Source organism: Streptomyces hirsutus, assembly GCF_001418415.1.
Taxonomy (GTDB): domain Bacteria; phylum Actinomycetota; class Actinomycetes; order Streptomycetales; family Streptomycetaceae; genus Streptomyces; species Streptomyces hirsutus.
On the sequence record NZ_LIQT01000732.1, the window covers coordinates 1 to 9,759 of the forward strand.

Annotated in this window: 5 protein-coding genes and 2 pseudogenes; 5 read left to right on the forward strand and 2 right to left on the reverse strand. The window is 72.0% G+C overall.

Going from position 1 to position 9,759, the window contains the following annotated elements; all coding sequences use genetic code 11:
- Positions 1-220: 220 nt before the first annotated feature.
- A pseudogene (locus AOK11_RS38005) lies at positions 221-647 on the reverse strand (inorganic diphosphatase).
- Between the two features lie 157 nt (positions 648-804).
- Between AOK11_RS38005 and sufC the strand changes: the two are divergent.
- Positions 805-1,569 carry a Fe-S cluster assembly ATPase SufC gene (gene sufC, locus AOK11_RS38010; RefSeq protein ID WP_055598165.1) on the forward strand — a complete coding sequence of 255 codons (765 nt, stop codon included), beginning with the start codon at positions 805-807 and terminating at the stop codon, positions 1,567-1,569.
- Between the two features lie 83 nt (positions 1,570-1,652).
- Here sufC and AOK11_RS38015 read toward each other — a convergent pair whose 3' ends face one another.
- Complete coding sequence (locus AOK11_RS38015) at positions 1,653-1,931, reverse strand: integrase core domain-containing protein (protein WP_055598166.1); 279 nt, start codon at positions 1,929-1,931, stop codon at positions 1,653-1,655.
- Positions 1,932-2,459: 528 nt separating this feature from the next.
- Here AOK11_RS38015 and AOK11_RS41295 point away from each other — a divergent pair.
- From AOK11_RS41295 to AOK11_RS38025, 4 genes and pseudogenes are all read left to right on the forward strand, one after another.
- Positions 2,460-2,624, forward strand: a pseudogene (locus AOK11_RS41295) (pirin family protein); the annotation flags it as partial.
- Positions 2,625-3,110: 486 nt separating this feature from the next.
- The gene (locus tag AOK11_RS42545) at positions 3,111-3,245 is read left to right on the forward strand and encodes a hypothetical protein (RefSeq protein WP_420903048.1); all 135 of its coding nucleotides are present in this window, start codon (positions 3,111-3,113) and stop codon (positions 3,243-3,245) included.
- A 430-nt stretch (positions 3,246-3,675) separates the two neighbouring features.
- Positions 3,676-4,536 carry a DUF4132 domain-containing protein gene (locus AOK11_RS38020; RefSeq protein ID WP_055598167.1) on the forward strand — a complete coding sequence of 287 codons (861 nt, stop codon included), beginning with the start codon at positions 3,676-3,678 and terminating at the stop codon, positions 4,534-4,536.
- Positions 4,533-9,713 carry a hypothetical protein gene (locus AOK11_RS38025; protein WP_055598168.1) on the forward strand — a complete coding sequence of 1,727 codons (5,181 nt, stop codon included), beginning with the start codon at positions 4,533-4,535 and terminating at the stop codon, positions 9,711-9,713. The genes AOK11_RS38020 and AOK11_RS38025 overlap by 4 nt, the downstream gene beginning before the upstream one ends.
- The last annotated feature ends 46 nt before the right edge of the window (positions 9,714-9,759 follow it).

Sequence of the window (9,759 nt, forward strand, 5' to 3'; positions counted from 1 at the left end):
CCACAGGCCCACCCCGCGGTGCCCTCCCCCGGTCCTCACCCCTCGGGGGAGGGACACCGTCGCGCCCGAGAGGGTGCCACGCGCGCGAGGGTGCGACTCTCCTGCTGCCGGGCTGGAAGGCACCACCGAGAGCCGAGGCACGGGCACAGAACTGAACGTGCTCTCCCAGGGGCAGCTGCCTGGGGCGAGCACCTCCGCAAGCCTCGGGAAGCCGCTACTGCTAGCCCGCCCGGTGCGATCCTTTGGCGCTCTTGCCGAGCGCGAGGTCCTACGGGTCTCGAAGAAGTAGGTGATCTCCAACTCGTCGAAGGCGGGTATGCCCCTTGTGTCCTGGACGTAGGCGTAGCGTGGGCCGTGGGCGGGCATGCAGCGGATCTTCTCGTCCGGGCCGCGCTCGTCCTTCATGCAGAACATGCCGACAGCCCGGCATTCGATCAGGCATCCGGGAAACGTCGGCTCGCCGACCATGACAAGTGCGTCGAGCGGGTCCCGTCGCGCCCGAGTGTTCCCTCGATGAAGCCGTGGTCGGCCGGGTACTTGGTCGAGGTGAACAGCATGCGGTCCAGCCGGATGTGGTGCAGCTCGTGGTCCCTCTCGCATTCGTTGCGGGATCCCTCGGGGATCTCCACGATCACGTCGAGTTCCACTGCCTCCTCCTGGTCACGCCATGGGGCCGGGGGCCGTCAGCGGCATACTGCCGCGGTTTGCGGTGAGCCCATCGCCGGCACGCTGCGCGTGCATGTCCATAGTGCCCGCTGATCGGCCGTGTCCCGTTTCCACGAGGAAGAAGAGGGGTGAGAAGGCATGGCAACGCTGGTCATCGACCACCTGCACTGCCAGGTCCTGACCGATCACGGTCCGAGGGAGATCCTCCGCGGTGTCGACCTGACCGTGCGGCAGGGCGAGACGCACGCCCTTATGGGGCCCAACGGCTCCGGCAAGACCACCCTCGCCTATGCTCTCGCCGGGCATCCTAAATACCAGGTCACTTCCGGCGCAGCTCTCCTGGACGGAGAGGACCTGCTCGCCATGAAGGTCGACGAGCGGGCGCGGGCCGGCCTGTTCCTCGCCATGCAGTACCCGGTCGAGGTCCCCGGCGTCTCCATGTTCAACTTCCTGCGGTCGGCCGCCACCGCCGTGCGCGGTGAGGCCCCGCGACTGCGCACCTGGCTGAAGGAGGTCCAGGCGGCGATGGAGCGGCTGCAGATCGACCCGTCCTTCGCCGAGCGGAACGTGAACGAGGGTTTCTCCGGGGGCGAGAAGAAGCGCCACGAGATCCTTCAGCTGGAACTCCTGAAGCCGAAGATCGCCATTCTGGACGAGACCGATTCCGGCCTGGACATCGACGCGCTACGCGTCGTCTCCGAGGGCGTCAACCGCGTCCGCGCCACCGGCGCGGTCGCCACCCTGCTGATCACCCACTACACGCGCATTCTGCGCTACGTCCACCCCGATCACGTACACGTCTTCGCGGACGGCCGGATCGTCGACTCCGGCGGCCCGGAACTGGCCGAGCGGCTGGAGGAGGAGGGGTATGAGGCGTACGTGAAGAGCGCCGCAAACCAATGAGCCGGCTGCGGGGCGGCCTGTTGGGTGCCAAAAGTCCCGTACATGAGTTGAGCTGGGCGCTTGCCAGAGCGTCATGATCTTCGTCAGGGTGTGTCGCGGTACTCATGGATGAGTCCGCTGAGGACGTCGTGGCGCTGGATCCGCTGGGCTGGGAAGGGGATGACGTCCGGGTCGTCGGCTGGTGCGCGAAGCTGCAGGGCCCGGTGCGGCCTTCCGGAGTTGTCATGCTCGGCGTACTCGGCGAGGACACGCAGTGCGTGTTGCTCGTTGTAGATCAGCATCTGGTCGGTGCACTCGGCCCGCACGCTGCGGATGAACCTCTCGGCATGGGCGTTCATCGCCACCGCCGAGGGGTCGTGCACGCGGGCTCCCCCTGCAGCGATGACTTTACGAGCCCCACAGGGGTCCGTCCCGACGTCTGGTTTCGAAGGTGTTCATCCGCTGGCTGCCCAGCAGCGGTAGCAGATGGATTGGCATCAGGGAGTCCAGAAGCGCCACCGACGCTGGCCCGGCCCCGCTGCCCGGCCTTCCCCTCACGGGCGTACTCCTCGAACCGCATCGCCCCGTACCTGGCGATCCGTTCCACCCCGGCCTGACCGCGCGGCGCGGCTTTCCTCGCGTTGCAGACCTCCGTCAAAAGCGCAACGCCCGCTCCTGGTTTGCGAACCCGGACTCCTCCACCTGTCTCCCCACCGCAGACCGATAACGGACCATGTACAGGTGCGGACACCTCGACCACTGCGACCGCGGATGCTCACACTCCTTGAAGAACGACCCCGTCCCACGAACCAGGGCAGCGGAGCTCACGGTTGTTGACTCCTCCGGGACCGATGCTGACCGTCGGCGGTCCGGAACGCGGCTGACCTGCGTTTTTGCGCGCATGGTTCGCTATGTTCCGGAACTGGATCGGCCGGACCCAGGAGGAGATCGAGCAGGCCCGCCGGGACTGGATGGAGGGGACGCGGTTCGGCGAGGTGAAGGGGTACGACGGGGAGCCGCTGCCCGCTCCCGAGCTGCCGGTGGTGCCGCTGAAACCGCGAGGAAGGGTCCGTTGACCTGTGGGAATGCCTGAGTCCTGGTGGCTGGTGAGCGGGAGGCGGTCGGGCGCTGCCTCCCGCTTTTCGGTCGCCCGCGGGAGGACGGCTGAGCGGGGCGCGGACCTGCGACGATGCGGTCAGAAGCGTAGCTGACCTGCGTGGGTGAGTCTTTCAGCGTCTTTCGGCATCATGCCGTGTTGCGCAGTCGATCCTCCCCACGCGCTCCCCAGCAGCGCGGATTCTCTCCAGGTTCTCCCCAGAGAGTGCCATTGCCGAAGTCCCCGGTGAGCCCGGAGTCAGCACTGCAGTGAGAACGCTCAGTGACTGCTACAGGAGGACGCCGAGGAGACGTTCACGACGGAGACCAAAAACGGAACACCCCCACGCACGCGGGGGTGTTCCGATCCATTGTCAGGGTGTCCACTCCAAAGGATCAGCCTCAGCCCTGGGCGTCCCCGAGCCCTGCGGCGATCCCCTCTGGCAGCGCGGTTGCGCAGGGGAGTGGTGGGACTGGAGCTGTTCGACACGAAGAGCGGCGTGACCGAGGTCGTGCCGCGTCTTGCTGAGGTCGAGGCGGATGTACAGAACCTCGTCGAGATGCATACGGAGTGCACCGCGGCTGATTTGTGTCGCCGGTGACTTCACCCGAGCCCGGCGTTCCGCAGTTCGACCGGGCCCCCAAGTGCTCAGTCACCGAGGTGTGGCTCCTCGGCCTCCTCTAGGTGGGTCGCGTAGCGCACGGTCACCCGCTTGCCCGCCTCGGCGCAGACCACCGTGACGGCCCGTCCGATCCCGCGCGAGCCCCCGGTCGTCGGGGCCCCCTCACTCCTGGCGTTCCGTCGGTTGCGCCGGCGGGTTCCGTGACGTCGCGGGCCTCGGCGGGACGGGGGGCACGGCCGGGCGGTCCCTTCTGGGGTGTGGGCCCGTACGACGAAGCGGAGGGAGCCGAACTCATTGTCACTGGGGACGCCTAGAGTCTCTCCCACTCGTCACGGTGCGTTGCCGTTGACGGGTTTCATCAGCGTGCCGCCGGTTCGGCGGCCGTCCGGAACAACGGGGAGAACAGCGCATGGGGTGGGTTCCGGCGGGCGACTATGAAGTCGCCCTGGAGGCGGGCAAGGTGGTGTGCCGCAACGGGAAGGGCCGGCGGCTGAAGTCCGTCCCGGCCAGATTGAAGGACGACCCGGCGGTCGTCGGACTCCGGCAGTTGACCGAGTGGCTGGAGCGGCACGAACGCCAGTGCCTGACCGACGTCGAGCAGTGGATGGTGCGTTCGTTGCCCGTCCCCGCTGCCGTGCTCGCCCGGGTCTGGCCCGACCCGGCGTGGCAGGCGGTCCTGCGGGACGTGGTGGTCACCGGCGCGGACGGTGGGGTCGCCGGGTTCCTGCGCGATGTCGACCCCGACCGCGGTCTCGGCCTTGTCGACCTGGACGGCGACACGGTCCGCATCACCCCTGACGTCGTCAGCGTGCCCCACCCCGTCCTCCTCGACGACCTCGACGAGCTGCGGGAGTTCGCGGTCGAACTGGGGGTGCGCCAGAACGTGGAGCAGTTGTTCCGCGAGGTGTGGCACTGCCCGCCGGGCCTCGCCCCGGACACCACCTCCGTGGACACCTACGCCGGCGGGGTGTTCAAGGAACTGCGCTTCCTGCACGGCCGCGTCACCCAACTCGGGTACCGGTCGCGCGGCGGATACGCGGTCTGCCCGGTCGTCGAGGACGGCGCCACCGCCGAGGCGCGCATCTGGATCGGCGAGCACGACGGATACGACGAGTACGGCACCGAGACGGGCCCTCTGGGCTGGACCGACCCTGCGGGGCGCGCGCTGACGGCCGCCGAGGTCGGCCCCGTCGCGTGGTCCGAGGGCATGCGCATGGCGGCGGCGCTCTACGCCGGCCGCGACGTGGAGGACGAGGAGCGGGCGGCATGAGCACCACGACGACGAACACCAACGCGAACACGACGGCAGCGGGCGCGGCGTTCCTCCCCGCCCAGGCCCGGGGCGAGAGCACCCTCACCCCCGCCGCCGAGGCCCGCGTGGCGGCCCTGCTGGACGCGGGCACGATCCTCCCGGTCGGCACCACCGACCGGGACGACGCCGACGCGCTGACCGCCCGCACCTACACGCACACCGCCCTCGGCGACCGCCCCGTGGTCCGGCTCGTGCCCGGCACTCTCGGCGAAGCCGAGGACCTGGCCCTGGAGTTCCTCGGGCTGGCCCGGACCGCCGAGACCCCCGTCGTGGGCCAGGTGCGCCGCGAAACGCTGGGCTTCCCGGCCTGGGCCCTGGTCAACGACCCGGCCAACGGGCACCATGCCCTGGCCCTGGTCAAGGACATCGAGCGGCTGGGCCGGCAGGCCAGGAGCCGCGCCGGAGCGGCCAAGGAGGGCTTCGACGCACTCGGCACCCGGCTCGGCCGGGCCGTGCCCCACTTCCTCCCCACCTACTACGAGCAGGTGGCGCGCCTCTTCCTCCAGGCGGAGAACAGCACCTACGCCGCCTCCTTCTTCGGCAAGGCCCGCGAGGCCGAGCGGGTGCACGGGCTGGTCGTGGACGAGGACCGGCAGCGGGCCGTCTTCCTGGAGTTCGCCTTCGCCGGCGCGCTGACCGTCAAGGCGCTGCGGCAGTACGTGCGGGACTTGGTGGCCCGGCTCGCACCGGCGGACGCCTGGGCTCAGTTCCGCCGTCTGCTGGTCGAGCGCTGTGCGGCCGGCATGCCACCGTACGCGGCGCTGCCGCAGGACGTGCGCGCGCTGGTCAAGGCCGCCGGGCTGGACCGCGAGGCCGCCGAACGCGAGCTGGTGGCCGATCTGATCGGCTCCCCGGGAGTCGTCCGCGCCCCCGCCTCGTTCTGGACGGCCTACCGCTCCGCGCTCATCGCCCTCGCTCGACGGGATGCGGCCGTGCGGGCCCGGCTCCTCGGCTTCTTCCCGGAGACCTTCAGCGAGAGCGGCCGGGACACGGACGGCGAACCCGGCTGGCTCGCGTTGCTGGCCGAGTCCGGCGCCGAGGACCTGCTGACCGCCCTCCCGGACACCTCCGATTCCGCCGCCCCCGGTGACCCGTCCGTCTCCCCGGCGGACTGGATCGCCCGCTGGGAGGCGCACCGACGGCGCAACCGGGTCACCTCGGGCCGCAGCCCGCAGACCCTTGACCTGGCCGCCCGGATGGCAAACCGGCTGCGCGCCGACGGGCGCCCCGTCGAGCTGTTCCAGGGCCGCTGGCAGCGCACCGCCGACCTGGACCTCCTCGACCTCTGCCTGGCCTCCGGCATCCCCGTCGCCGAGCCGGACGACCAGGACACGGGCACCGCGCAGGGCCCCGGTGTCCCGCTCGGCTCCTGGCTCACCGACACCGCGCCTGGAGCGCGGGATCTCACCGCCGTCGCCGAACGGCCGGTCTTCCGCGCCCTGCTGAACCGGACCGTCGGCGGCCTCGGCGGCGGACGCGGTCAGCGGCTGGGCGACACCGGCATGGCGAAACTGGCGGCGCATCCGGTGCTGTCCGGGATCCTGCGGGAGTGGCTGACCGCCTGCGCCGAGGAGTACACGGCCGCGCAAGGGCTTCCTGGGCTGTACGCCGCCCTCAACAAGCTCTCGGCGTACCGCTCCGTGGTCGGAGAGGTCGCCCCGGAGGCGGTGCGGCTCCTCAAGGGCCACGATGTCGTCCCGCTGCTCGCCTCGACCCTGCGCACCGGCGTCCTCGACGAACTGGGCTGGCCCGCGCTGGACGAGACCTACGTCGAACTGGCCACGGAGGCGGCCGCCACGCGTCAGCGGCGTGACCGGTCGGAGGGCGTCGGCGTCACCGGCGCCTGGCCCGCGCTGATCCTGAACACCCAAGAACGCGCCGTCGTCGTCGGCCCGGAAGGCGTTCTGCTGCGGCATACCCTACGGCTGCCCGCCACCGTCGACCACTGGCGGACGCTCGCCTTCCGTTACGTCGACGGCGAGTTGCTGGTCATCTGGTGGGAGGACGGCAAGCAGCGCGGCTACTGGTCGCACCGTCCCGCCGAGGTGTTCACCGTCGGCGGCGAGCAGATCCCTCGCTGGGGCGGCTCCGGCCCCACGGACGAGGTCTGCCTGCCGCTGCCCGGCGGCGGCCGCGCCACCGGCGGCAAGGCCCTGCACGCGGGCGACACCTCCCTCCCGCCTCAGCGCGCCGTCATCTCCGACGGCACCGGTCACTGGCGGGAAGGCCACCAGGGCACGCAGCGGGTGTGGCTGGAGTACGACCCGGTCGGCGGCACGCACGGCCGCGCATCCCTCCCCGCCTTCCTCCGCTCCGGGGTGCAGGACGGCACCCGGCTGCTCACCGAGCACTGCCAGGTGCTGCCGCTCCAGCCCGGTCTGGAGACCACCCCGTTCGGCACGGACGGCACGGTCCTCGGCCGCTGGGTCCGCCGCACGGTCACCGAGCCCGGCACGGCCGCCCCCGCCGACGGGCACCGGATCGCTGCCGGCACCCCCGATGGCCATACGGTCACCCTGCCGCACCCGCTGCCCGGCGGCGGCTCCCCGGTGCCGCTCGGCGCCCTCACCCTGCCCGGCGGGTCACGGCCGGTCGCGGCCCTGCACCACCGCTCCGTCGAAGCGCACCCGGCGGGCACGGACGGTACCGGTGGCAGCTTGTGGTCCGTCACCCCCGACTCCTCCGGTGGGAACGACGCGGCGGGCACCCCCTACGTGCCTCCCGTCGCCTACTGGCACGCCCTGCGCCCGAGGGACGAGCGGGGCTCCACTGCCCTGCGGAACCTGACGGACTCCCGGGCGGGGGAGTTGTTCAAGGAGGTCGCCGCCGCGGTCGCCCGGCACCTGGAGGCGTTCCGGGCTGTCAAGGAGTACACTGGGCCCTCGTCGCGGGAGCTGAGCCAGGAGGCCGTCGCCCGGGTGCTGCCCGAGGTGTCCGACGCACGGCTCCTCGCGGGCGTCACCGCGCTCGTCCGGAACGCGGTGGACCGGGCTGCCGCAGTCGCCCGGTACCTGGAACCGCCCAAGCCCGTGCAGCCGGCCACTCCCCGGAACGCCGCGCGCACCCAGGGCATGTTCTTCGATCACGAGCCCGAGCACGGCGACGACACGACCCTGCGGAACGCCTCCGCCTGGGGCTCCGAGCGGATGCACGGCAGTTGGTGGGGAGCCGGGAGCCGGTGGACCGTGATCCGGCAGATCCTCGCCGTCAACCATGTCCTCGGCGGCGAGCCGGCGTTCGGCCCACCCACGCCTTCCAAGGTCCCGTTCCTTCCCGTGGACGGCTGGCAGCGGGACGAGTACACCGTGCCCGGTGACTCCCTGGCCTGGATCTCCCTCCTCGACAAGCTGCCCGAACTGGCCTACCGGGCCGCCTCGGCGACCACCTCCCTCGAGCACCGCACCGGGCTCCTCGTGCTGCTGGAAACCCTCGCCGCAGGCCCGCTGGCCGATCCGGCGGGCACGGTCCGGCAGGTGGAGCTCGTCGAGCCGTTCGGCGGAGGGGCACCCGGGCCGGGACGCCACGAGGCCGTGCACCGCCTCGGCCAGGTGCTGCGCAAGGGCGCCCGCACCGTCGTGGTCGTCGCCAACCGCGGCCGGAACTCCCGGAACGACGCGGCACGCTGGCTTGCCCTGGACCACGACCCGACCGGCGCCTTCGGCCCCGTCCCCGGCTTCACCCTGGACCACGAGCACGTTCACCGGAAGGGCATCGCCCGCGACCGGCTCACCCGGCTCACCGCCCTGGTACGGGAGCAGGGCCCGGCACCCTGGCGTCCGGAGGCCGCCGAGGCGTTCCACACGGCCACCGGAATCGGTCCCCTCCAGTCCGCCGCCCTGCTGTCGGCAGCCGTCGAGGAGCCCGGCGCCGAGGCGCTCGCGCTGCTCGGGGCGAAGACGCGTGTCTTCGAGGCGGCCCAGGCCAGGCTGGACGCCCTGCCCCGCGACGGCCGGCACGCCCTGCTCCAAGCACTGCTGCCCGCGGACCCGGCCGAGCTGTGGTCCACGGGCCCCGACGTCCGGGCCGCCGCCGAGGTCTGGCAGGAGCGCCTGGCCTCCCTCGTCCGCGTCCCCGAGGAACTGGACCTCGACCTGTCGGGCACCACCTCGGGCGCCGTCGACCTGATCCTCAACGCGGGCTCCCGGACCTGGCTCGCCCACGGCACCGATGTCCAGGACGGCACCGGTCGCCCGGGCCTGCACCGGGTGGGCGCAGGCGGTGCGGTCTCTTCGGCCCTGACCGCCCTGCGCACCCTCGCCTACACGCTGCCGTACGGGCACCCCCTGTGGGCGCACCTGCCCGTCGGGCTCGCGGCCCTGCGTGGCCGCCTCGCCGACCCGGACCTGGTGCTGGACCTCGGTCTGGACTGGACCGAGTCGGGGGGCTCGATCGGCCCCGCGGTCCGCGCCGCCCACGGGCTCCCCGAGTCCGGCGGTGCCGGCGCCGACGGTCTGGTCCGGGCCGGCACGGCGCTGCTCCTCGCCCCCGGCCACGGCAGCAACGAGAAGTTGCTGATTCGCCCGGCCGGTCTGGCAGGCCCCGACGACCCGGCGTTCGGCCTTGTCGAGGGCACCGTCGGCCGTCACGGCACCGGCGATCTGCTCGCTCTGCGCGCACTGCTGGGCGAGGAGACCGATGCGTTGGCCTCGGCGGGAGCCCCCGACGGCTTCCCGCACCACCCGGCCCAGGATCCGACGCGTGCGGTGCCGGACCTGGTGGCAGAGGCCGTCGACACCCTCGGCCTGAGCGCGGACGCCGCCGCCCTTTACCTGATGCTGCTCGCCCTGCCCGACCCGACGGACCGCAACTGCGTCCGCTGGACCGAGTGGAAGCCGGCACGGGTCAAGAAGGCCCGGGCGGAACTCGCCGCCACCGACCTCGTCGTGGAGGCGAAGCGCTCCCGCGCCGGCCGCACCCTGTTCCTCCCCTGCGGCTGGCTCGAACGCGGCGCCCCCGGACTGCCGTTGGAGACCTGGAAGGAACGCCTGTACCCCGTGGCAGGGTCCACCCGGGCCCTGCCCCACCTCCCTGTGCCCGCGCTGTTCGCAGCCGCCTGGGCACGGGTCCGCGGCGGCGACGCCCCCGCCTTCGAAGAACTGGACACCCGCGCACCCCGGAAGGGCCGCCGCCGATGACGAACGACACCACGACCACCATGGACAGCACCACCACGGGCGGCGT